The sequence below is a fragment of the Muriicola jejuensis genome (assembly GCF_010671595.1).
GTDB classification, from domain to species: Bacteria; Bacteroidota; Bacteroidia; order Flavobacteriales; family Flavobacteriaceae; genus Muriicola; species Muriicola jejuensis.
In genome coordinates this window covers 190,460-213,429 of record NZ_JAABOP010000003.1, presented here as the reverse complement: position 1 = coordinate 213,429, position 22,970 = coordinate 190,460, and the positions used below count along the sequence as shown (strand labels likewise).

23 protein-coding genes are annotated in these 22,970 nt (G+C 47.3%); 15 read left to right on the top strand and 8 right to left on the bottom strand.

Going from position 1 to position 22,970, the window contains the following annotated elements:
* From GWK09_RS11865 to GWK09_RS11835, 7 genes are all read left to right on the top strand, one after another.
* On the top strand, window positions 1-221 hold a 221-nt coding region (locus GWK09_RS11865; RefSeq protein ID WP_204260440.1), incomplete at its 5' end, for a hypothetical protein.
* Window positions 222-382: 161 nt separating this feature from the next.
* Window positions 383-1,039, top strand: coding sequence for a hypothetical protein (locus GWK09_RS11860; protein WP_163693663.1), 657 nt, complete (start codon window positions 383-385; stop codon window positions 1,037-1,039).
* Between the two features lie 13 nt (window positions 1,040-1,052).
* Entirely contained in the window at window positions 1,053-1,268 is a 216-nt protein-coding gene (locus GWK09_RS11855) for a YodC family protein (protein ID WP_163693662.1), read from the top strand.
* Window positions 1,269-1,406: 138 nt separating this feature from the next.
* Window positions 1,407-1,826: a tRNA (adenosine(37)-N6)-threonylcarbamoyltransferase complex ATPase subunit type 1 TsaE gene (gene tsaE, locus GWK09_RS11850; RefSeq protein WP_163693661.1), complete on the top strand. Its 420-nt coding sequence runs from the start codon at window positions 1,407-1,409 to the stop codon at window positions 1,824-1,826.
* A gap of 747 nt (window positions 1,827-2,573) precedes the next feature.
* Window positions 2,574-2,837: a hypothetical protein gene (locus GWK09_RS15040; protein WP_239530921.1), complete on the top strand. Its 264-nt coding sequence runs from the start codon at window positions 2,574-2,576 to the stop codon at window positions 2,835-2,837.
* A 161-nt stretch (window positions 2,838-2,998) separates the two neighbouring features.
* Window positions 2,999-4,198: an alanine dehydrogenase gene (locus tag GWK09_RS11840; protein ID WP_163693659.1), complete on the top strand. Its 1,200-nt coding sequence runs from the start codon at window positions 2,999-3,001 to the stop codon at window positions 4,196-4,198.
* A gap of 1 nt (window position 4,199) precedes the next feature.
* Window positions 4,200-4,589: a DUF4258 domain-containing protein gene (locus GWK09_RS11835; RefSeq protein ID WP_163693658.1), complete on the top strand. Its 390-nt coding sequence runs from the start codon at window positions 4,200-4,202 to the stop codon at window positions 4,587-4,589.
* Here GWK09_RS11835 and GWK09_RS11830 read toward each other — a convergent pair.
* The gene (locus tag GWK09_RS11830) at window positions 4,586-5,752 is read right to left on the bottom strand and encodes a proline dehydrogenase family protein (protein WP_163693657.1); all 1,167 of its coding nucleotides are present in this window, start codon (window positions 5,750-5,752) and stop codon (window positions 4,586-4,588) included. The genes GWK09_RS11835 and GWK09_RS11830 overlap by 4 nt on opposite strands.
* A 106-nt stretch (window positions 5,753-5,858) precedes the next feature.
* On the opposite strand from GWK09_RS11830, the gene aroB reads away from it, so the two are divergent.
* The gene (gene aroB, locus GWK09_RS11825; RefSeq protein WP_163693656.1) at window positions 5,859-6,920 is read left to right on the top strand and encodes a 3-dehydroquinate synthase; all 1,062 of its coding nucleotides are present in this window, start codon (window positions 5,859-5,861) and stop codon (window positions 6,918-6,920) included.
* Between the two features lie 113 nt (window positions 6,921-7,033).
* The gene (locus tag GWK09_RS11820) at window positions 7,034-7,351 is read left to right on the top strand and encodes a hypothetical protein (RefSeq protein ID WP_163693655.1); all 318 of its coding nucleotides are present in this window, start codon (window positions 7,034-7,036) and stop codon (window positions 7,349-7,351) included.
* Between the two features lie 2 nt (window positions 7,352-7,353).
* Here the strand turns inward: GWK09_RS11820 and GWK09_RS11815 are convergent, their stop codons facing one another.
* From GWK09_RS11815 to GWK09_RS11805, 3 genes are all read right to left on the bottom strand, one after another.
* Window positions 7,354-7,869: a DinB family protein gene (locus tag GWK09_RS11815; RefSeq protein WP_163693654.1), complete on the bottom strand. Its 516-nt coding sequence runs from the start codon at window positions 7,867-7,869 to the stop codon at window positions 7,354-7,356.
* Window positions 7,870-7,905: 36 nt separating this feature from the next.
* Window positions 7,906-8,385, bottom strand: a complete 480-nt coding sequence (locus GWK09_RS11810; protein ID WP_163693653.1) for an Lrp/AsnC family transcriptional regulator — start codon at window positions 8,383-8,385, stop codon at window positions 7,906-7,908.
* 81 nt (window positions 8,386-8,466) lie between these two features.
* Window positions 8,467-9,594 (bottom strand): M14 family metallopeptidase, encoded by a 1,128-nt coding sequence (locus GWK09_RS11805; protein WP_163693652.1) that lies wholly within the window; start codon window positions 9,592-9,594, stop codon window positions 8,467-8,469.
* Between the two features lie 275 nt (window positions 9,595-9,869).
* Between GWK09_RS11805 and GWK09_RS11800 the strand changes: the two genes are divergently transcribed.
* The 3 genes from GWK09_RS11800 to GWK09_RS11790 all read left to right on the top strand — a co-directional run bounded on the left by GWK09_RS11800 (window position 9,870) and on the right by GWK09_RS11790 (window position 11,524).
* Complete coding sequence (locus tag GWK09_RS11800) at window positions 9,870-10,220, top strand: helix-turn-helix domain-containing protein (RefSeq protein WP_163693651.1); 351 nt, start codon at window positions 9,870-9,872, stop codon at window positions 10,218-10,220.
* 72 nt (window positions 10,221-10,292) lie between these two features.
* Window positions 10,293-10,670 carry a DNA topoisomerase IV gene (locus GWK09_RS11795; protein ID WP_163693650.1) on the top strand — a complete coding sequence of 126 codons (378 nt, stop codon included), beginning with the start codon at window positions 10,293-10,295 and terminating at the stop codon, window positions 10,668-10,670.
* A gap of 2 nt (window positions 10,671-10,672) precedes the next feature.
* Window positions 10,673-11,524, top strand: a complete 852-nt coding sequence (locus GWK09_RS11790; RefSeq protein ID WP_163693649.1) for a TerC family protein — start codon at window positions 10,673-10,675, stop codon at window positions 11,522-11,524.
* A gap of 8 nt (window positions 11,525-11,532) precedes the next feature.
* On the opposite strand, the gene GWK09_RS11785 is transcribed toward GWK09_RS11790, so the two are convergent.
* The 3 genes from GWK09_RS11785 to ychF form a co-directional block, all read right to left on the bottom strand.
* Window positions 11,533-14,181, bottom strand: a complete 2,649-nt coding sequence (locus GWK09_RS11785; RefSeq protein WP_163693648.1) for a DNA gyrase/topoisomerase IV subunit A — start codon at window positions 14,179-14,181, stop codon at window positions 11,533-11,535.
* A 31-nt stretch (window positions 14,182-14,212) separates the two neighbouring features.
* Complete coding sequence (locus GWK09_RS11780) at window positions 14,213-16,066, bottom strand: DNA topoisomerase IV subunit B (protein ID WP_163693647.1); 1,854 nt, start codon at window positions 16,064-16,066, stop codon at window positions 14,213-14,215.
* 147 nt (window positions 16,067-16,213) lie between these two features.
* Window positions 16,214-17,308, bottom strand: a complete 1,095-nt coding sequence (gene ychF, locus GWK09_RS11775; RefSeq protein ID WP_163693646.1) for a redox-regulated ATPase YchF — start codon at window positions 17,306-17,308, stop codon at window positions 16,214-16,216.
* 123 nt (window positions 17,309-17,431) lie between these two features.
* On the opposite strand from ychF, the gene GWK09_RS11770 reads away from it, so the two are divergent.
* The 3 genes from GWK09_RS11770 to GWK09_RS11760 all read left to right on the top strand — a co-directional run bounded on the left by GWK09_RS11770 (window position 17,432) and on the right by GWK09_RS11760 (window position 22,542).
* The gene (locus tag GWK09_RS11770) at window positions 17,432-20,122 is read left to right on the top strand and encodes a TonB-dependent receptor (RefSeq protein ID WP_163693645.1); all 2,691 of its coding nucleotides are present in this window, start codon (window positions 17,432-17,434) and stop codon (window positions 20,120-20,122) included.
* 64 nt (window positions 20,123-20,186) lie between these two features.
* Complete coding sequence (locus GWK09_RS11765) at window positions 20,187-20,972, top strand: agmatinase family protein (protein ID WP_163693644.1); 786 nt, start codon at window positions 20,187-20,189, stop codon at window positions 20,970-20,972.
* An 85-nt stretch (window positions 20,973-21,057) separates the two neighbouring features.
* Window positions 21,058-22,542, top strand: coding sequence for a carboxypeptidase-like regulatory domain-containing protein (locus GWK09_RS11760; RefSeq protein ID WP_163693643.1), 1,485 nt, complete (start codon window positions 21,058-21,060; stop codon window positions 22,540-22,542).
* On the opposite strand, the gene GWK09_RS11755 is transcribed toward GWK09_RS11760, so the two are convergent.
* Entirely contained in the window at window positions 22,539-22,892 is a 354-nt protein-coding gene (locus GWK09_RS11755) for a 4Fe-4S dicluster domain-containing protein (RefSeq protein ID WP_163693642.1), read from the bottom strand. The genes GWK09_RS11760 and GWK09_RS11755 overlap by 4 nt on opposite strands.
* Between the last annotated feature and the right edge of the window lie 78 nt (window positions 22,893-22,970).

The window sequence follows — 22,970 nt, the reverse complement described above, 5'->3', positions numbered from 1 at the left end:
TTGAACGAAAAAGGATTGCAAAAAAATGGCTTTATAGAAAGGTTAGCCCGAAGAAGACCCTTCAAAACGGGATAGAAACTGGGACTACAGGAACTGTTATGGAGTTGATTGATAACAAAACTGCAATTGTAGAATTTTATGACCGAAATGGGGAATTAATTGAAATTGATAATGAATTAGCATTTAAAGTGGATTTGAAAAATATAAAACTTAAAAAATAACGTGTTACAACAACGGCTATGGTTTATCGCCCTCTGAGGTCTAGGATTATTTGCTATTTTAGAGATTAACAAAACAATACGGAAAGGTTGGCGCCTCCAGGCGTCAAACCATAGCCGAGACCGTTAGCAGTATTTTCTAAAACGACAGAGTTAAGACTAAAATGGACTATAGGATATTTATAAAACAACTTGACACATTGCTGGATATTCATCGTGATATGCAAAATAAATCAAAGCACAATGATTTAAGTGACTTACCAAAAACTGATAGACAGAGTTTGGTAACAAGAGCAATTTCAGCGATTAATAGGATTACAGGAATAAATTCAACATATAGCCAAGAAATAGAACGAATTATTATAAAAGACCCTCATTTGCATTTACATACATCATCTGTACTTGGTGTATTACTTGCTCTTCGTGACGACATTGCAGATGGTTATATGCAAAATCTTGCTGAGTTAGTTCACGCAGACATATTTGCTGACTTTTTAGAAATGGCTCAACATCTTTGCGATAACAAATACAAAGACCCTTCTGCTGTATTAGCAGGTTCAACGTTGGAAAGCCATTTAAAAAAGTTAGCTATAAAAAATTCTATTCCAGTTGAAGTTAATGGCAAACCAGTTAAAGCCGACAAACTAAACGCGGACTTAGCAAAAGCAAATGTTTACTCCGTGCTTGATCAAAAAAACGTGACGGCTTGGCTTGACCTAAGAAATAAAGCAGCTCATGGCAACTACAAAGAATACAATATTGACCAAGTAATATTATTAATTGCGAGTATTCGAGAATTCATTTCAAGAATTCCTGCATAGTAAAAGATAAAATATGCAATATAAAGCAGGCGACAAAGTTCAACTTATTTCTGGTGGACCAGAAATGACAGTAAAAGGCGTTTTAGGAACTGATGAACTAACAAAAATGGAAAATTTTGCCCTTAGAAATAGTGGTGGTAGCGATGGAGATGTATATTGTCAATGGTTTAATGGAACTAAATTAGAAGGTGGTGTATTCAAACCAAAAATGTTAAAGAAATTAGAGTAAAAACTACTGCTAACAATGGCTATAAGTAATTGCTTGTTCTTGACTATTTCTGAAAATCTGCGAGGATTTTCAGTTTGGTGTGTACTTGCAAAGCTAAGTACTAACCCACACAACTACTAATAGCCGAGACCGTTCTTAATGCAAAAAAAACGCTATACAAAAGGCGAGATTTCAACAATTACGGAGCAGATTTTTTCTCTTCTTCCTAAAATGAGCATCTTATGTTTTATAGGTGTAATGGGTTCTGGTAAAACCACATTGATAAAAGAGATGGTAAAGCACCTCGGAGGTCTTGAGGAGGGAAATAGCCCCAGTTTTGGCATTGTGAACGAGTATACCTATCCCGATGGGGAATTATTAGGATATCATTTCGATTTTTACCGGATCGAGAATACCGAAGAGGCTCTCGACCTGGGCCTTGAAGATTATCTTAATAAGGACGTTTGGATCTTTATAGAATGGCCGGAAAAGATTGAACCCCTCCTTCCTGAGGAGCGAACGAATATAAAGCTCGAGATCCTGGGCCCGGAAACCCGACAGCTCACCATCCTTCCCTGATCTTTTTTCCCCAACTGAAACCTCAAACAGTATCGACGAAATGCAGTTTTCTTCGGTGATCGGTAATTTTTTATCGATAAAATGTATTTTATCTCGGATCAATTCCCTATATTTGAATTGAAAATGAAATGATTCCTGAATTTTAACTCAGACTACGATGAACACTAAGAAGATCCTATTTGCTATTGCAGCTATGTTAATATTAGTTGCTTCTGCCTGCACTCCTAACACCGCCGAAGACGATCAACTCTACGAACAGGGAGTTAAAAAAGATAAATTGGTGAAAATTTAATTGCTATTAATTTTACCATCTTCACTCCCCTAAGGCCAATATTTTAGATCTTTTATCGTTAGGTTTTTAAAGATTCCTAACATATGAGTTCTAATAATAGTACCGCTAGGCGGAGATTCTTCCTGGAGTCCTTGGGTTTGATTCTCATTGCTCTATCCCCCTTTTTGTATAAGTTACATGACTATATTCCGGAAGACCCTGAGGCAACTATAAACCTATTTGGTTTTGTGCTCGACAAAAATGGGTTTGACGACGTCAGTACTTATGTTTGGTTTCTTCTGAGCAAACTCATCCCACTTTATTTATTTATTATTTGGTTTTTTACCTGTAAGCACTGGTGGTATCATATCATACTGATACCCTTATGTATGTACGCATTTCAAATTTTCGAAGTTGTCTACTATTACAGTGATTCTGTTGATACAGAAAATGTTTTGTGGTTATTACCAATATGTATGGTGGTCATTCCCTTCGTTTATTTTATTAGGATCAAACTCTACGATAAATACGTCCATGGGATCGACCTGGAAGCCATGGAGGCCGAATTGCAGGCCTTTAAGGAGAAAAATAACAAGTCCATCTTACCCAGGTCATTGGATGCTCAGCAAGACGTACCTGAAACTGAGGTCGATCTTTCTGAAAACGTCTCCAAAAGAACTTTGTCCAAACTATTCCGGGAATTTCGCCTGTCGCTTAAAAATCTTTTCAATTTTATGTAAGTCGGCATTCGATCTGAAAAGCATCGTTTTTTTTAATCGGATTTGTCTTGTATTCAACACTTTGGATTCAACCAAGTGAAGGAACCCAAAAGTCCCCCTTTATCTAAATTTATTGTATTTTTGAGTTCGGCAGGGAGACCATCTTCCCGCCAAAACAACGTATGAACCAGCCAAGATCCCCCTTCAGCAAGCAGGAACTTATCCCCCAGGAGGAGACCCTTGAGATCCTGAGACAAAAAGGGGAATTGTTTATAGGGATCCCCAAGGAGAACCAGTTCCAGGAAAAACGGGTCTGCCTGACCCCCGATGCCGTAAATGCCCTTACCGCCAACGGCCACCGCGTGCTCATAGAATCCGGAGCCGGGGATGCAGCCAATTTTACGGACCTCGACTATACCCAGGCTGGGGCCACCATCACCAAAGACACCAAAAAAGTCTTTTCCTGCCCCCTATTGCTTAAGGTGGAACCCCCTACACTTTCGGAGATACAGTTCATCAACCCCCAGACCACCATCATTTCTGCCCTGCAGATCAAGACACAATCCAAATCTTATTTTGAGGAACTGGCCAAGAAAAGGATCACCGCCATCGCCTTCGAATTTATTCGGGACGAGGACGGGAACTACCCCGCCGTTCGATCCCTCAGTGAGATCGCCGGGATCTCCAGCGTACTGATCGCGGCGGAGATCATGGCAGCCACCAACCAGGGCAACGGCCTGATGTTCGGGAATATCACCGGGGTTCCTCCCCTGGAAGTGGTCATCCTGGGTGCCGGCACCGTGGGAGAATTCGCCGCCCGTTCCGCGATCGGACTGGGCGCCAATGTGAAGATCTTCGACAATTCCATCACCAAACTGAGGAACGTCCAAAGCAACCTGCAGCAGATCGTCTACACCTCCACCCTCCAGCCTAAAAACCTGCTGAAATCCCTTAAACGCTGCGATGTGGCCATAGGCGCCATGAGGGGAAGAGACCGATCTCCCGTAGTGGTCTCACAGACCATGGTGGAACAAATGAAAAAGGGCTCCGTAATCATCGATGTCAGCATAGACATGGGCGGGTGTTTCGAGACCAGTGAGCTCACCACCCATGACAAACCCCTGATAAATAAATTTGGGGTGCTCCACTACGGGGTGCCCAACATCCCGGCCCGATATCCCAAGACCTCCTCGGTCTCCATCAGCAATATCTTTACCCCATACCTCCTTAAGATAGGGGAAGACGGCGGACTCGAAAATTCGCTGCGGTTCGACAAAGGCCTGAGGAACGGGCTCTACCTCTACCACGGGATCCTGACCAACAAAACGGTCGGGGATTGGTTCGACCTGAAACACAGCGACATCAATTTCCTAATCTTTTAGCATGGCATTTCTCAAACGCCTGGGGTATTACATGATCGGGCTTACCATAGGGATCATCTTTCTCGCTTTTTTCCTGAAGAAAAAGACCTCGGAAACGGGGACAGAATTCTGCTATTTCCCCAACTGCCGGGTGCTAAAAGAACTGCGTTCCAAACCCCTGGTTTTTTCCGAAGAAATGCAGGCAACCCTGCGCGACGGCATTGCAGATAGCACAGCGTTGAAATTGTTCTTAAGGGAAGGTTCCGTAAAATTCAGTGAGAGTGAAGCCCAGGGCAAACCCTGCCCCTGGTATGTGATTTATTATGAAGTAGACGGCAAAGACGCCTCCCTGAGGGCCACCAACTGTGAATCCCAGGTCACCCTCTCCGAATTCAGCTTCACAGAGGATTAGATCTTCCTTCTCTTTCGTTCCTTTTTAAGCAGCTCGAGTTCCCGGTTGGTTTGGCCGGCCACGGAAGTGTTTTCCTCGGCCCTGCGTATCAGATAGGGCATCACGTCCCTGACCGGCCCAAAAGGCAGGTATTTGGTGACATTGTACCCTTCAGCGGCCATATTGAAGGTGATGTGGTCGCTCATCCCGAACAACTGCCCGAACCATATCCTGGGATCTTTCCGGTCTATGTGGCGTTCCTCCATCATCTGCATCAGGAGGTAAGAACTCTCCTCGTTGTGGGTGCCGACGTAGACGGAGATCACGTCCAGGTGGTCCAGGATATAAGCGGCCGTCTTATTAAAATTGTCGTCCGTTTCTTTTTTACTGGCACAGATCGGGCTTTTGTATCCCATTTCTTCGGCCCGTTCGTTTTCCTTTTCGAGATAGGCGCCCCTCACGATCTTGATCCCCACCTTAAATCCATCCCTTTCAGCCCTTTCCACGAGGCCTTTTAAATAATCGAGTCGATCCCAACGGTATAATTGTATGGTATTAAAGACGACGGCCTTTTTCCTGTTGTACTTCCGCATCATCTCCTCTACCAGTTCATCGGCTGCATCCTGCATCCAGGTTTCCTCAGCATCGATGAGCAGGCTTACATCCAGGTCGTACGCCTTCTTACAGCTCGCTTCATATCTGCCTACTACCCTCCCCCATTCTTCCTGTTCGGCCCTGGTCAGTTTTTTTCCCGCCCCTATCTTCTCGTACAAATAAAAGCGGCCATATCCCGTGGGCTTGAAAACAGCGAAAGGAATTGCTTCCTTTTCCCTGACAAAGTCCAGGATCTTGAGGGTCATCTCCAGTGCATCATCCAGGGGATCCTCCGTATCCTTGCCTTCAATGGAATAATCCAGGACCGAACTCACCCCGGCCTGCCATAATTTATCTACGGTTGGCATACAATCCTTCTTGCTGATACCCGCGCAGAAATGGTCAAAGACGGTTGCCCTGATCAACCCTTCCACAGGGAGATGGGTTTTGATGGCGAAATTGGTCACAGCCGTACCTATCCTTACCAGGGGTTGATTCGCGATGAGTTTGAATAAAAAATACGCCCTTTCCAATTCAGCATCAGATTTCAGGGCGAAAGCGGTTTTCGTGTTCTCAAAGAGCTGAGGCATTGCCATTGATTTTATCAGTCCCAAAGATAATCACTGAATTCTTAACCAATTGCAGAAAAATTCCCTTTAATTTGTGTGGAGAATCACGCCAAGACACGGAACTTTCATGGATGCGATCATTACCGATACCTATTCTGTTTATTTCAATAAAGAGGGCTACAAGGCACTCAATCAACACCTTAAAAAAGAAAGGTATTCCAAATTGTTTCTGCTGACCGACGAGAACACCCACAGGGACTGCCTGCCTCTGTTCCTGTCTTCCCTGGAGACCGACCTCGAGGTGGAGATCATCGAAATGGAAGCCGGGGAAACCCATAAAACCATAGACACCTGCGTGCAGATCTGGTATGCCCTATCTGAGTTGGGAGCCGATCGAAGGAGCCTTATGATCAACCTGGGGGGTGGCGTGGTGACCGACCTTGGGGGATTTGTGGCCTGCACTTTTAAAAGGGGGATCCCTTTTATCAATGTACCCACCAGCCTATTGGCTATGGTGGATGCTTCGATAGGCGGCAAGACCGGGGTCGACCTCGGGAACCTCAAGAATCAGATCGGAGTGATCAGGCAGCCGGAAATGGTGCTGGTCATGGTCGACTTCCTAAAAACTCTGGAGAAAAGGCAGCTCAACAGCGGTTTTGCCGAGATGTTCAAACACGGCCTGATCAGCAGCGGGAAGTATTGGAGCGATCTGAAGGACCTCAAAGCCAACGATCCCCTGGAATCCCATATCTACCGGTCTGTCCAGATCAAGAATAAGATCGTCCTGGAAGACCCGACGGAAAAAGACATGCGGAAGATCCTGAATTTCGGGCATACCCTTGGGCACGCCATCGAATCCCATTTCCTGGATAAAGGGGAAAACAAAGCCCTCCTTCACGGAGAGGCCATTGCCGTAGGGATGATCCTGGAAGGGTATTTGTCTCACAGACTCAGCAGCCTGGGACTCCACCAGCTGGAGGACATCAAGAACACCCTTCTGGAGCGGTTCCGGAAAGTAGATTTTACGGAAGAAGACAAGCATGCCATCCTCGCCCTCCTGAAATTCGACAAAAAGAATTCCCACGGATCCATCAACTTTGTGTTGCTGAAACGGATAGGGGACGCGGTTATAGACCAGCAGGTTCCCGAAGATCTGTTCATGGAAGCCTTTACTTACTACGAGGAATAAAGGTTACGTATACTAAATCTCAGCTTTTACAACTCTTTCATACCCCGGGGAAAAAAATATTCTAGATTAGGATTGTGTATGTAGCGAATCCAACACGCTAAATCGACCAACCTATGAAACGAATATTGATTGACCACAAAAAACTGGATCACACCCTGGCCGCCAGACTCGTAGACACCTATCCTGATGGATACGGGGATGACGATATCATTTCATTCAGGAACCACAAGGGAGAGTACATTGAGGCCGTAGAGCTCAGGACAGAAGACGCCCTCTATCTGGTAAAGATCAGCCAGAGCCTGTCTCACTTCATCGCAAATTTCGAAGTGGAAGACGAGGATGAAGCCGATGAAATGGTAAAGCCCGTTACCGAAGAACCCGAACTGGAACTGAATCTGGAATCAGAACTGGAAGAGGAGGAATTTGATTGAGATCAGAGATAACGCTCTCTGATAATATTCCGATGGTGTTTCTGGTGACCACAGATTATGAATCCCAGTGCCCCTACACTCATTACCGAGTTACTGGCTACCCCTTTTCGTTTCAGGGTGCCTTCTTCAAACGACTCGTAAAGCGCAATGGTCGAATTCCTGATCGCCCTGTACTCCTCAATAATTGAACCGATACTCCTTTGATTCGCCCCAGAAGTGGGCACGTACTTGTCCTGGTCGAACCCGGGTAGCGGGGTCTCATCCCGCCTGGCGAACCTCACGGCCCTGTATTGAAAAACCCTTTCGGAATCCAGAACATGGAGCAGCACCTCGGCCACGGTCCATTTGCCTTCGGCATAGCTGTAATAGAGTTTCTCCTCAGGGATGCTCGCAAGAAACTGGGGGTAATTCTCCACCTGCTTCTTAAGCGCTTTCATAAGGTCGACTTCCCCAAGCGCCTCAATATAAGCCTTGTAATAAGGATTGTAATCTGAGGCTTTTAATTCAGAGGTCTTCATATGTGGTCCGCGGTAATGTCTGAAGGGTGTCCCTGATCAGAGTTCGTTGAATATAGTATGCATCAGCCTTTTCTTGTCGTTGATGCTCTCCTCCAGGGAGATCATGGTTTCGGTGCGACTGATCCCGTCTATGTCATCGATCCTGAAAATAATATTCTTGGCGTCATTGGTGTCCTTAGCCCTGATCTTACAGAATATGTTGAACTTGCCCGTAGTGATGTGGGCCACGGTTACGTTCGGGATCTGATTCAGCCGTTCGATCACGAATTTCGTCTGATGGGTCTTTTCCAGGAAAATACCCACATAGGCGATAAAGGCATATCCCAGCTTCACGTAATCTACTGTCAGGGAAGAACCCTGTATGATCCCAGCCTCCTCCATTTTTTTGACCCTTACGTGCACCGTACCGGCAGAGATAAGTAATTTCTTGGCGATGTCTGTAAATGGAGTTCTGGTATTGTCGATGAGCATATCCAGGATCTGGTGATCTATTTCATCCAATTTTACTTTTCCCATAGTAAGAATATTTTGAGCAAAAATAATCAATTAAGAAAATAAACGTAATAGATGAATGCTTTTTTTGAAAGATACGCAATATTATCCCGTTTTTTTGGGCTTCCCCTCAGCGAGGAGGGTTGTGATTTCCTTCATGGACCTCAATCTCTGCAGGTCGGCCTCCTTCAGGCAATCGAACTCCTGGTGGCCATGATAACCCTTCAGACCGCCTGTTTTCTCTATTTCGGGCCTGAAATGAACAGAGCCGTTCCGCAGTTCCTCCCTGAACAGGATCCCGGCATTATAGGGGGGTTTCTCCTCCCCCTTGACTTTCTGAGCGTTTCGGATCAGGATGTCGAAAAAGGTCTTCTGATTCTCGGGGATATTCTCGTACCCAGCAGACGCTTCTTCCTTGTAGCCACCGGATGCGATGTACTCCAGGGCCATCCACATGGCCATAAAAACGTATTTGCGGGTTTCTTCCCTCTCGTAATCCCCGGAGAAATGCCCGGCTTCTACAAGGATCGTCGGGGTAGAGAGCATCTGGAAGGTGTCTCCCACGCAATTGGGGTTAAAGGCGTCGTCATAGCGGCCGATCTGCCCCGGGATCAATCGCTGTAATTCCCTGTTGATTGCGGAAATGAGACTCATGGAGGTGAGCCGGCTTTCCGTCAGGGACCCGGGAGCGTCTGCAGCGGGAGCAAGGAAGGACAGGGTGGCCGGATGTGGTCCGGAGCCCGCACTAAAGATCGTACGTTGATCGTGGAGATTGAAACAAAATGCAGGGGCGTGTTTCCTAAAGGTCTCCCTCAATATTTTGCTTTCGGGCTGTGTAAGCGCCTGGGCATCCCGGTTCAAGTCGACCCCCGCCGCATTCTCTCTGGTATACGCCTGTGCCCCATCCGGGTTGAGTTGTGGAATAATGATCAGGGTTAGCTTCTGCAGTAGAGCATCCGATTTCCCATATCCATTATGAAAGGCGTTCATCAGGTCGAGTACCGCCTTGGTGGTCGTGGATTCGTTCCCGTGCATCTGGGACCACATCAGCACCGTGACCGGTCCGTTTCCTAAAACGAATTTTTCGATCGCCCTGCCTTCCACAGAGATCCCTGCCTTTTCGGCTGGAAATTTTTTTCCGAGCTGGTCGAGGAAAGGTCGAAGCATTTCGGGAGGGAGGTAGCGTCCCTTTACAGAACCCTCCTTTATCTCCTCATAGCTTTTTTCGATCATCGTGGTTTGCGCTTGGTCTCATTCACAAATGTAAGGGGTAAATTAATAACAATTGTCCTAAGTTTAATTACATTTGTAAATGAAATTTCTCCATCAGCAGGGGTCGATAATACACAATTGTATACAAATCTTAAAAAAATAGTAAAATATAATTTATATTACTCTATTTCAGTATTATAAAATAGATTATATCAAGTTTTAATTTTATATTTTATTGCAATTTCAAGATCACTATTCACAAAATTCAAAGGAGATCACCTAAGAATTAAATTACAATGGTAAACACTGGTGAATTCATTGCCCGACTCGAAAAGATCCTGGAATATTACAATGTTTCGGCATCAGTTTTTGCAGATAAGATCGGGGTGCAGCGATCGAGCATTTCTCATGTTCTCACCGGCCGCAATAAACCCAGCCTTGAGTTTGTGATGAAAGTAGTGCGCTCCTACCCCGATGTGAATCTGTACTGGTTGCTCAACGGCAAGGGGGAATTTCCCTCCCGAAACCCAAATACAGCTCCTGTGTCCATGGAAGAAGCGATGGACGCCTCAAAGGCCGGAAAAGGCAAGAAGATCAAAAGGGTGCTGATCCTTTACGAAGACGGAAGCTTTGAGGCCTTTGAATGACCTTCCGGCTCATACCCTTAACTTCCTCACCAGATATTACTCCTAATTTCCAGAATTCACTAATTTGCATTCATGTTAAAAAAATGGGTATTGCTGCTCAGTGCCTGCGGGATGACCATCGCCTGTTACAACCCCCCAAGGAATTGCGAGGATTTTAAGGTGGGTTCCTTCCGTTATACGGATATGATAGACGGAAAGGAACAAACAACCACCTTTGTGCGAAATACGGAGATCGAGATAGGTACTTTTGAAGGGAGGGTAGACACCTCCTCCATACGCTGGATCAACGATTGCGAATACGTGCTCAGAAATCTCAATCCCAAGTCCAGGGAGGAAGAAAAAGCAATACTTATAAAGATTCTCAGTACGACCGATAGTTCCTATACCTTTGAATTCGGCCAGGTAGGCAGCGCCAATAAATCAAGAGGAACAGCCATTAAAATGAACTGATCATGTTCGATATACTCTCAAGTCCGGATGCATGGGTAGCTCTGCTTACCCTTACCTTCCTGGAGATCGTTCTGGGTATTGACAACATCATCTTTATTTCAATAGCGGCGAATAAACTCCCGGAAAAACAGCAAAAGAAGGCGACTTTCTGGGGACTGGTGCTGGCCATGGTACAGAGGATCCTTCTGTTGTTCGCGGTTTCCTTACTCATAGGCCTGAAAAACCCATTCTACTTTGTAGAGACCACCTGGTTTACAGCCGGTATCAGCGGCCAGGCCCTGATCCTGCTTCTGGGAGGCCTCTTTCTCTTGTACAAAAGCACCACAGAGATACACGAAAAAGTGGAATTGCCTGAGCACGAAGAGGAACTGTTGGAAGCAAAAAATATTACGAGCTTGAGAAGAGCGCTCTTCCAGATCCTTATCATCGATTTCATCTTCTCCATAGACTCCATCCTGACGGCTGTGGGTATGACCAGCGGGATAGGTGACAAACCCCAGGACGCATTGGTGCTCATGGTCATTGCCGTGGTCATTTCCATCATCATAATGATGGTTTTTGCCAACGCGATACGGGTTTTTATCAACAAACACCCTTCCATGCAACTCCTGGCCCTTTCCTTCCTGATCCTGATAGGGTTCATGCTTATTGCCGAAGCAGCACACCTGAGCCACGCGAGCTTCTTCGGTTCGGAGGTAGGCTCAATACCGAAAGGATACCTTTATTTTGCCATTTCCTTCTCTCTCCTGGTAGAATTTCTCAATATGAAATACCGGAAAAAAGAGGAGATCATAGAAGACCTGGAAGAAAAAAAGGAGGTTCACAAAGTGAAACCCCCTGCTAAAGACCCCTAGTGTGAATGTCAGAACAGTTTGATCTGTCCATCCTTATCTTCGTCCTCGCTTTTCTCCCCCGCATTTGATTCTGCATCATTTTTATCGGCAGTAATGTCTTCCTCGTCCACAACCTCGATATCCTCAGCTTTGTTCTTAGAAGGTTCCTCGTAAGGCAGGGGATCCAGGGCATTGATCTCAAGGACTTTCTCCTTGGTCAGCTGGTTACCCATGGCAGTAATCCCTTTTACGGCGATGAATTCCTCGAGATTGACGACCATATTTTCCTTTCGCTCATGCCCCCGCTTCTTGGCGAAGACCACTTCTGCCATGGGACGGTAATCCGTAAAGATCTTTTCGAGGTACGATTTAGGATGGTCGGTGATGATGACCTCTTCCCTGTCGGGATTCTCAACCAGGAAACGCTTGACGTAGAAGAGCTCCTTTTCTCCTTCCCAGTAGATGGCTGAAAGGGGTTTTTCGGGTTTCCATTTTTCGAGAACGATCATATCGTCATCGAATCGCATGATCAGGTCGGGTATGGCTGTCTTTACCGCGCCTTTCTGGTTGATGATCAGCAAGCGATCCTCACTGGTGAATTCACCCAGCAATTCTCCCCTGCCGTCCACATTCAGTCTTTGTATGGTATCGTCGAACCAGATCTTCCTGGGTTTCAGGGTAGAGAGACCTTTTTCCTTGAGTTCGATCCGCTTGACGGGGTACTTGGTCACGATATTTCCTTTGGAATTCCTGCCCTTGATCAGCACATCCGCAAAATCGAGATCCCATTTCAACTTCTTAATACTGCCGGATTGTCTGAGGTTAACGGTGACCACTTCGGCCTCCCCATTGGGGTTTGCCGTAAAATATAGGACTTCTGACTGAGGTTTTCCGGCGGTGAGGTCGTACATCTTGTCCCTGGTAATTCCTGTGACATTAAAACGCTTCACATAGCTGGCCCCACCCCTGCCGTCCTTGTAGATCATGTTGTAAATAGTGCGTTTGTCCTTCTTTTTAAAGACCGCTACATGGATGATATTCTTTTCCACAAAAGTTTTGGCATCCACCTTGGTGACCATCATGTTTCCACTTTTTGTGAAAATGATGATGTCATCTATGTCACTGCAATCTGTCACGTACTCATCCCGTTTCAAGGAAGTACCAATAAATCCTTCTTCCCTGTTGACGTACAATTTGGTATTTCGGATCACCACCTTGGTGGCCTCGATCTCGTCGAAGATCCTGATTTCCGATTTCCGTTCCCGCCCCTGGCCGTATTTGCTCTTTAATTCTTTGAAGTAATCGATGGCATATTCTACCAGGTTCGCTAGGTTGTTCTTCGTCTGGGCGATCTTTTCCTCCAGGCTTTCGATGAGTTGCTGGGCTTTGTCGATATCGAATTTTGAGATCCTTTTGATCCGAATCTCGGTGAGCTTTACAATATCTTCCTCCGTGACCGCCCTCTTTAAATTCTTGACATGGGGCTCCAGACCCTTGTCTATAGCACTGATGACCCCATCCCAAGTCTCCTCCTCCTCAATGTCGCGGTAGATACGGTTTTCTATGAAGATACGCTCCAGGGAGGCGTAGTGCCACTGATCTTCCAGTTCGCCCAGCTGGATCTCCAGCTCTTCCTTTAACAGCTCAACCGTATGCTCCGTAGACCGCTCCAACATCTCCTGCACCCCGATGAAGAGGGGTTTGTTGTCTTCTATGATACATCCCAGGGGAGAAATAGAGCTTTCACAGGCAGTGAAGGCATACAGGGCATCTATGGTCTTATCCGGGGAAATACCCCCTGGAAGGTGGATGAGGATCTCGACTTCTGCTGCCGTATTGTCCTCTATCTTTTTGATCTTGATCTTCCCCTTTTCATTGGCCTTCAGGATAGAATCTATCAGGGAAGAGGTGTTGGTGCCATAGGGGATCTCCGTGATCATCAGGGTATTTTTGTCGACCTGGGAGATCTTGGCTCTGATCCTGATCCTGCCTCCCCTCATCCCGTCATTGTAATTGGTGACATCGATGATCCCGGCTGTGGGGAAATCGGGAAACAATTTAAACTTCTGCCCTTTCAGATGTTTGATAGAGGCGTCTATGAGTTCATTGAAGTTGTGAGGAAGAATCTTTGTGGACAATCCTACGGCTATACCCTCCGCACCTTGCGCCAAAAGCAGGGGGAATTTTACGGGAAGGTGGACGGGTTCCTTTTTTCTTCCGTCGTACGAGAGCTGCCATTCTGTGATCTTCGGGCTGAAAACCACCTCCAGTGCAAATTTGGAAAGACGGGCCTCGATATATCGGGAAGCGGCCGCCCCGTCACCGGTGAGGATATTCCCCCAGTTCCCCTGGGTGTCGATCAGCAGGTCCTTCTGCCCTATCTGCACCATGGCATCAGCAATGCTGGCGTCACCGTGAGGATGGTATTGCATGGTGTGGCCCACGACGTTGGCGACCTTGTTGTATCGTCCGTCATCGAGCTCCTTCAGAGCGTGCATGATCCTTCGCTGAACAGGCTTGAAACCATCTTCGATCGCGGGAACTGCCCTCTCGAGGATTACGTAGGAAGCGTAATCAAGGAACCAATCCTTGTACATCCCTGTGACCCTGGTAAGTGCCTCCTGTTGCCCTTCCTTGCCTTCTTCCTGTTCTAATCGCCCATCTTCATTCTCTTCCATATAAAGAGGCTCCTATTTACTTGATTTAGAATTATTCCTGATCAACCAGATCAACTTCAACTTTAAGATTATTTATAATGAATTCCTGCCGGTCAGGGGTGTTTTTTCCCATGTAGAATTGTAGGAGTTCCTCTATGGAGAGGGCCTTGTCCAGCATCACGGGCTCCAGCCTGATGTCGTCCCCTATAAAATGCTTGAATTCATCCGGTGAGATCTCCCCCAGCCCTTTAAATCGGGTGATCTCAGGTTTGCCGGACAATTTTGTCACAGCCTCTCTTTTCTCCTCCTCGCTGTAACAGTAAATGGTCTCCTTTTTGTTGCGTACCCTGAAAAGAGGGGTTTGCAAAATATACAGGTGATTCTCCTTGATGAGTTCCGGGAAGAATTGAAGGAAGAAAGTGATCAGCAATAGGCGTATATGCATCCCATCTACGTCAGCATCCGTGGCGATCACAATATTGTTATACCTGAGGTCTTCCATGGATTCCTCTATATTCAGGGCAGCCTGCAATAGATTGAATTCCTCGTTCTCATACACGATCTTCTTAGACATCCCATAGGAATTCAGAGGTTTCCCCCTGAGACTAAAAACGGCCTGGGTGTTAACATCCCTTGATTTGGTGATAGAACCGGAGGCCGAATCCCCTTCCGTTATGAAAAGTGTACTTTCCAGCCGCCTGTCGCTCTTCATGTCGTCCAGGTGGATGCGGCAATCCCTTAGTTTTTTATTGTGAAGGCTCGCTTTCTTAGCTCGCTCTCTGGCCAGTTTGCGAATGCCGGACAACTCCTTGCGCTCCTTTTCTGCCATCATGATCTTGCGCTGGATCTTTTCGGCCGTATCGGGGTTCTTGTGCAGGTAATTGTCCAGTTGCTTGCCGATGAAGTCATTGATGTAGGTCCGGACGGTGGGGAGATCCCCACCCATGTCTGTAGAACCCAGTTTGGTTTTGGTCTGACTTTCAAAGACGGGCTCCATAACCTTGATGGAGATGGCAGAAATGATGCTTTTGCGCACATCTGAGGCGTCGTAGTTCTTGCCGTAGAAATCGCGTATGGTCTTGACCAGGGCTTCTCTGAACGCCGCCTGGTGGGTCCCTCCCTGGGTCGTATGCTGCCCGTTCACAAAGGAATGGTATTCTTCGCTATACTGGGTTTTGCTATGAGTGATCGCCACTTCAATATCCTCCCCTTTGAGGTGAATTATGGGGTAAAGCATGTCCTCGGCACTGTTGTTGTCTTCCAAGAGGTCCTTCAGGCCGTTCTCGGAATAGAATTTCTCCCCGTTGAAAAGAATGGTAAGGCCTGGATTGAGATATACGTAGTTCCTGAGCATGCGCTCCACATACTCATTCCGGTACTTGTATTTCTTGAAAATGGATTCGTCAGGGGTGAAGATCACCTTGGTTCCCCTTCTCCGGGAGGTTTCCTCCAGGAATTCTTCACTGACAAGATTCCCGGTTTCGAAGTCGGCCGACTTCGACTTTCCGTCACGGGTAGATTCCACGCGAAAATAAGAAGACAACGCGTTTACGGCCTTTGTACCGACCCCGTTGAGTCCGACTGATTTCTTGAATGCACGGGTGTCATACTTACCGCCCGTGTTCATCTTGGAGACCACATCCACTACCTTTCCCAGGGGGATACCCCGTCCATAGTCCCTCACGATAACCTTATCGCCTGGGATGGATATCTCAATGGTCTTCCCTGCACCCATTACAAACTCATCGATACAGTTATCGATCACTTCCTTGAGCAGGATGTAGATCCCGTCATCCGCCGAGGATCCGTCACCCAATTTTCCGATATACATCCCAGGGCGCATACGGATGTGCTCCTTCCAGTCCAGAGACCGGATGTTATCCTCTGTATATTGTGTTTGCGCCATAGTTTTTGGGGTATATCCCTGCTAATATAAAATTTCAATGCAGAAATCAAAATGCACCAAAAAGAAAGTAATCAACAATGAAACAGGCGTATTGTTAATAGCTAAAATGGGGCCTGGAGCGGGAAATTAAAGGAAAAGTGGCTTCTTTCAGACATTGAAACGGAAGTGCATCACATCACCGTCCTTAACGACGTATTCCTTGCCTTCCACCCTCATTTTCCCGGCTTCCTTTACTTTGATCTCACTTCCAAAGGTAACATAATCCTCATAAGAAATGACCTCGGCCCTGATAAACCCTTTCTCAAAGTCGGTATGGATGACTCCTGCTGCCTGGGGAGCAGTAGCCCCGACCGGGATGGTCCAGGCGCGGACCTCCTTCTCCCCGGCCGTAAAGTACGTGTGAAGGTTGAGCAAATGGTATGCAGCCCGGATCAGTTTTGAAGATCCCGGTTCGTCTAGTCCCAGATCTTCCAGGAACAATTGCCGCTCCTCATAGGTCTCGAGCTCTGATATATCGGCCTCCGTCCCAACAGCTAGCACCAGGATCTCGGCGTTCTCCCCGGAAGTGGCCTTCTTTACCTGCTCCACATACGCATTTCCTGAAGCGGCCGAGGCCTCATCCACATTACAGACATACATGACTGGCTTGTCAGTGATCAGCTGCATGGGCGCGATAAATTCCTTTCGTTCTTCATCGCTTAACTCAATAGCCCTGACGGAAATACCGGATTCTAATTTCTGTTTTACTTTAAGAAGTATTCCTTCCTCCTTTATAGCATCCTTATTGCCCGTTTTGGCTGCGCGTCTTGCCTTTTCAAGTTTTTTCTCAACGCTTTCCAGGTCCTTGAGCTGGAGTTCAATATCTATGGTCTCTTTATCCCGTATCGGGTCCACGGATCCATCCACATGGACCACGTTGTCATCGTCAAAACAGCGTAAGACGTGCAAAATGGCATCGGTCTCCCGGATATTTGCGAGGAACTGGTTGCCCAGTCCTTCCCCTTTACTAGCCCCTTTGACGAGTCCGGCGATATCCACGATATCCACGGTAGCCGGGATAACGCGTTGGGGATTGACCAGTTCTTCCAATTTCTCCAGTCGCTTATCAGGCACGTTCACAACACCAATATTGGGTTCTATTGTGCAAAACGGAAAATTAGCGCTCTGGGCCTTAGCGTTAGACAAACAATTGAACAAGGTCGATTTGCCGACATTGGGGAGTCCTACGATTCCTGCTTTCATAGTGGATAGAATAATAAAGCCGCAAATATACGGCTATTGCTTAATTGATAATTCTAAATCTTTCAAGGAAGGCTGACCAGATTTTACATACATTTAACTCAACAACCTTAAAACCCTGAAAACATGAAAAATGTGTACTTACTGATTCTGATATTTGTATCAGGTGCGTTTTCCGTATTTGCCCAGAAAACGGTCACCGGGACCGTAACAGACCAGGAGGGCATTCCCCTGGTGGGTGTCAACATAGTTGAGAAAGGCACCAGCAAGGGGACTACGTCCGATTTTGACGGTAATTTTTCCATTACCGTTGCCGATTCAGCCACTCTCGTCTTCAGCTATATCGGCTATGTAACCAAAGAGGAGGCGGTTGCAGGCAGGTCATCCTTTGTGGTGGTCCTTTCAGAAGGTTTGCAACTCGATGAGATCCAGCTGGTAGGTTCCAGGAGCCCCAAGCGAACAGCCACCAATACGGCCGTGCCTGTGGATGTGATCGACGTGGCTGCCGTTACTACCCAGAGCGGTCGGATTGAGGTGAATGAAATGCTGCAATTTGCAGCTCCTTCCTTCAACGCGAACAAACAGTCGGGTTCTGACGGCGCAGACCATATAGATCCTGCCACTCTCCGCGGTCTGGGACCTGATCAGACCCTTGTGCTCATCAATGGCAAGCGCAGACATCAGTCGAGTTTGATCAACATTTTTGGAACCAGGGGAAGAGGAAATACAGGAACCGACCTGAATGCCATCCCGGCCACCGCTATAAAAAGGATAGAGATCCTGAGAGACGGAGCCTCCGCCCAATACGGTTCGGACGCCATTGCTGGGGTGATCAATATCGTGTTAAAGGACAATACGGACGGGGTTAGCGGTCTGATCAGCTATGGGGCCTACAGCACAAACGCGGATGTGGATACAAGGGATTTCCAGGCTGATAACTACGGAGTCTGGAATACGGATGGATTCCGACTCGACACCGAGAGGGACGGAAACCAGATAGGGGAAGATCAGAATTTTGACGGAGGATCCCTGAAAGCAGCCGTCAATTACGGAATTGGGATCGGGGAACGAGGTTATGTCAATTTCACGACAGAATACATCAGCAAGAACAAGACCCTGAGACCTGCCTTCGATTTTCGTAAAGGCTTTGGAGAAGCTGCCATAGACGGGTTTAATTTTATGGTCAATGCAGTGGTACCCCTGGGCGATAAGGCAGATTTCTACGCCTTTGGCGGAAGGAATTACAGGGATACAGACGCCTATGCCTTCACCCGTAATGGAGGGGCACGTGTAATCCCTTCTATTTATCCCGATGGGTTTACCCCCAGGATCACTTCCAATATCACGGACAACGCGATCACCGCAGGCTTCAGGACAGAACTGAACAATGGCTGGAAGGCAGACCTTAGCAATACCTACGGAAAGAACAACTTCCATTATTTTATCAAGGGAACCCTGAACGCTTCCCTCGAAGATGTTTCCCCGACCGACTTCGACGCCGGGGGCCATAGTCTAAGTATGAATACCCTAAACCTCGATTTTTCCAAATACTACGATGATGTTCTGAGTGGAATGAACCTGGCATTCGGTGCGGAGTACAGGACAGAGAACTTCATCATCTTTGCGGGAGAGGAAGGATCATGGGGCACCTATGATGTGAACGGCCTGCTGATCACTGACCCGGCCAACCAGGTGCAGCCAACAGACCCGGATTCCGGGGACGTCAGGCCCGGTGGATCCCAGGGGTTCCCGGGGTATAGCCCCGCCAACGAGGTAGACCGCAGCAGGAGTAACCTGTCTCTGTATGCCGATGGCGAATTCGACCTGTCAGAAAGCTTCCTCCTGAGTGCTGCGGCCCGTTTTGAAAATTACAGCGACTTCGGAAGCACTCTCAATGGCAAACTGGCCATGAGACTCAAGGCCACGGAAAATGTAAACCTAAGGGGGTCCATCAGCACAGGATTCCGCGCTCCCTCTCTGGCCCAGATCTACTACAATTTGAGGTTCACCAATTTTGTCGGCGGCCAGGCACTGGAATCCCTCCTATCACCGAACAACAGTCCGGTGACCGCCTCTTTCGGCATTGAGCAATTGACCGAGGAAAAGGCATTTAATGCCGGGCTGGGCCTAACTGCCAATTTCGGACACTTTTCCGCTACGGTCGACGGGTATTATATCGATGTAAAGGACAGGATCGTCTTGACCGGCAATTTTGACGCCCCACAAATTCCGAATGTGGAAGCTGCCCAGTTTTTTGCGAATGGGGCAGACACGAGGACGATCGGTCTCGATGTGGTCTTGTCCTGGAAGAAATATTTCTCAGACAGCAACCTCTCAGCCACGTTCACGGGAAATATCAACGATATGAAGATCAAGGATGTCAAAAATGGCTCCCTGGATGAGCAGACCTTTTTCGGGGAAAGGGACAAGGCCTTCCTGCTGGCGTCGGCTCCTGCCAGTAAACTGACGCTCAATGTGAACTACGACAAGAATTGGTTTGACGTCGGTCTGGCTTTTACCCATTTCAGCAAGATCGAACTCCTGGATTTCCAGATGTTCGAGGATCCTGCGGATTACGGGGGATTTGCCAATCAGGTGATCGCGGCCACCGACACTTATGATCCTAAGTTGGTCACAGACCTCGTCTTTGGTTTTGACCTGGATGAGGACCTCAAATTAAATATTGGTGCGAATAACCTCTTTAATGTATATCCAGATCAGCAGGACGACTGGACGGAAGCAGGTGGTTATTTCGACTCAGTGCAAATGGGATTCGGCGGGGCTTTCTTTTACGGCCGCCTTACCTTCTCCCTGTAGCCCAAATGATCAAATACCTGAAAAAAGACTGGTGGGAATCCACCGGTCTTTTTAATTTCACAATATGAAAATAGCAATACAAGGAATCTTATTCGACGAAAAATCCTCCTTCCTGCAAGGCGCTGCCAAGGCTCCTCCTGAGATCAGATCTGCCTATCACAGTTCTTCTGCGAATTATTTTTCAGAGAATGGGCTGGAAACAGACCCCGGGGTTTTTGAGGACAAAGGGGATTTCAGACCGGCGAGCTATTTTGAGATCGAAAGCATTACCTCAGGCAATTTACAGGGTCAGGACGGGATCATCAGCCTTGGCGGGGACCACTCGGTCTCCTACCCCATTCTCAAGGCGGTCTGCGCAGCATTTGGCCCTGTGGACATCCTGCATATCGATGCCCATGGCGACCTGTATGACAGCTTTGATGGAGACACCTACTCACATGCCTGTCCCTTTGCCAGGATCATGGAAGACAAGCTGGCCAACAGACTGGTACAGGTGGGTATCCGGACCCTGAATACGCATCAGAGGAGGCAGGCCGAAAAATTTGGGGTGGAGATCATAGAGATGAAGGACCTGGATCTCAAAAAGCTTCCCGAATTCAAGGCTCCCCTGTATTTGTCTGTGGATATAGATGCCCTGGACCCCAGTTGCGCCCCGGGAGTCTCTCACCAGGAACCAGGAGGTCTTTTGACTAGAGACCTGTTGCACATCATACAATCCATCAACGTTCCTGTCGTCGGTGCGGATATCGTGGAATACAACCCTGATCGGGACTTGAACCGGATGACGGCCATGGTCTGTGCCAAGATATTTCGGGAAATTCTATCAACCATGATCTCGAACCAGGCCTGATATAGTATTTATTGGTATGATACACTTTATAAATCATCGTAACAAAAGGATGCCCTGATCGTCTACTGACTAAACCTGCTCTGCATTGACAAAAAGAATTGCATTTCTATTGCTGTTATCCCTTTTGCCCGGATTATACCTCCAAGGTCAGACCCTAAGTGGTTATGTCAGGGATATGGACACCAAAGAAGCCATCCCTTACGCCACGGTGCAGATCGGGGCCTCTTACGGGACCATCGCCAATGAAGAAGGAGGATTCTCCCTCTCATTGACGGGTATTCCCAGGGACAGTGTACTGGTCTCATCCCTTGGATATGCCCAGAAACGCATCCCCTATCCGGATTCCGGCCTGGAGGTCGTGATCTACCTCGAACCCTCGGCCATCGCTCTGGATGAGGTCCTCCTGAGGGACCGGCAGCCTACCGCAGAGGAGATCGTGAGAGAAGTGCGAAAGGCCTATCCCGTGAACTATTCCAGTACCAACCAGAAATACCAGGTATTCTACAGGGGAACCTCCTATATGCACTTTGATGACCTGAAGGTGGAGATAGAAAAGGCGACCGGTATCCCCAGGGAACAGATCGGCAGGGCCAGTAAAAAACTTGACTCCCTGGCCAGGGCGGTCATGGAGAGTCGGCTGATAGAATTCAGGGACTACAGCGGGACGGTGCTGATGAGAGAAAGGGATTCGAGCAAGATCTCCATTGCGCGGGCGACCAAGCTACTCGACAGCCGTAAGGATTTCTCCATGGATGGAGTGCAAAAACAGGCACAAGGCATCATCCTTCAATACCTGGATACCAGCATGACTTACAAGTTAAAAACCGGGTTGTTCAAAATTGAGGATTCTCTTGCATTCGACCGGAAGGTTTTTATGAGGGATGAAAAGAAAAATGAGTTCTCAAAGGGTGAGATCCGATCCTCCGTCCTCCGCACAATAAAATTGTCGCAATGGCATGAGCTGTCATTCCTGGAAAAACTCCTGGATGGGGATGACTATCGCTATGCACTTAAAGGGGCATCCTATTTCCAGGGTACTCCTATCTATGTGGTCTCCTTCAGTCCGCGCAAAGCGAGTTCGAAGTACGCCGGCACCCTGTTCGTATCAGCACGGGATTTTGCGGTTTTGAAAGCAGATTATGCCTATGGAGAGGGAAAAAGGGGGAAAAAATTCAATATGAAGCTGCTTCTGGGCATCAAATACATCGAAAATAAGAACAGAGGAACCGTGATCTACAAGGCTTCAGAAAATGGAGTTTATCAGCCCTATTATATTACGAGGGAAGAAGGGAACTACATCTATCTGCACAGGCCGCTCAAATTTATAGAGAACAGTTCAAAGAGGGACAAGGTTCTTTTTGATTTTAGCCTGGAAGGTGAAGGACGTGAAAAGCAGGAACTGCTGATCTTATCTACACAGCAGTTAAACCCAGCCGAATTCCAAAGCCTGGTGGAGGCCGAGAAGGTGCCTTATACCCAACTGAAACAGTTTGAACCTTCCATCTGGCAGGACCAGCAGATCATTCAGCCATTGGAGGAAATGAAAAATTTCAGGGTTACGGAGAATTAGTCTTCCGGATGCATGAATCGCTGCTTGGAAAGAAGGGTTTCCTCACTCTCCACATGGTCCTCATCAGGCACGCAGCAATCTACGGGACAAACGGCGGCACACTGGGGTTCTTCATGAAAACCCATACACTCGGTACATTTATCGGGAGCGATATAGTAGATCTCATCACTGATAGGTTCCTGAACCTCATCCGCATTTACCTTGCGCCCATCAGGCAGGACCACTTCTCCTTTCAGGGAAGTACCGTCACTGTAGCGCCATTCATCGGCACCTTCATAAATGGCCGTGTTCGGACATTCAGGTTCACAGGCACCGCAATTGATACATTCGTCAGTTATAATGATAGCCATAATTCTCTTTTTCTTTTAGCGAATTGAATAAAATAAGTTCCGGGCCTAAGCCTTAGTATTACATTTGCCCTATTTTTG